This is a genomic window from Arenibacter sp. S6351L (genome assembly GCF_023016025.1).
Taxonomy (GTDB): domain Bacteria; phylum Bacteroidota; class Bacteroidia; order Flavobacteriales; family Flavobacteriaceae; genus Arenibacter; species Arenibacter algicola_B.
The window spans coordinates 1-980 of sequence record NZ_JALKBB010000087.1; the positions used below are offsets into that span (position 1 = coordinate 1).

General features: G+C 52.9%; 1 protein-coding gene. It reads left to right on the top strand.

The window, feature by feature from the left end; all coding sequences use genetic code 11:
* Positions 1-980 (top strand): DUF1549 domain-containing protein (locus tag MWU82_RS23980; protein ID WP_348647012.1); only part of this gene is annotated, 980 nt, incomplete at both ends.

The following is a 980-nucleotide window of genomic DNA, read 5'->3' on the forward strand; positions in this document are numbered from 1 at the left end:
GCCCTGCTTTTCGCATTCAAGTCGGGGCTTTTCAAATCCTCCGGTGACGGGTATGCCGATCAGAAGCTGCCCGAGGTGGTGGATTATAATTTTCATATAAAGCCCGTACTTTCGGACAACTGTTATACCTGTCATGGACCGGATGCCAACAAGCGAAAGGCCGGTCTGCGCCTGGACCTGGAGAAGGAGGCCTTGTCGGAACTGCCGGAGAATCCCGGGAAATATGCCATTGTAGCGGGCAAGCCCGCCAACAGTCTCCTGTACCAACATGTGGTCTCGGATGACCCAAAACAGTTGATGCCCCCACCGGATTCGCAATTGGCCCTGAACTCCTATGAAAAGAAACTATTGAAAAAATGGATAGAACAGGGAGCCAAGTTCGATAAGCACTGGGCCTTTATCCCGCCCAAAAAGGCGGAGCTGCCAACAACGGAACGGACGGATTGGGCGCAAAATGAGATCGATGCCTTTATCATGGAAAAACTGGAGGAGAACGCTCTGGTCCCGTCCGAAAAAGCGGAGAAGCATACGCTTATAAGGAGAATGGGGCTGGACCTTACGGGCCTTCCCCCCAATGCCGATCAGGTGAAAAGATATCTCAACAATACCTCGGACAACATTTTGGAACAGGCCATAGACGAGTTTTTGGCCTCCCCGAGCTATGGGGAGCGCATGACGCAGGTCTGGTTGGATGTGGCCAGGTATGCGGATTCCCACGGCTATCAGGACGATAGCTATAGGAGCATGTGGCCCTGGCGCGATTGGGTGATCCATGCCTTTAACAACAACATGCCCTATGATGGGTTCCTGAGCGTACAATTGGCTGGCGACCTCATGCCCAATGCCACCAAGGAGCAGATCCTTGCCACCGGGTTCAACAGGAACCATCCCATAACACAGGAGGGCGGTGTAATTCAGGAGGAGTACCAGTCCTATTATGTGGTAGACCGTACCAACACCTTGGGGAAGGGAATTTTGGG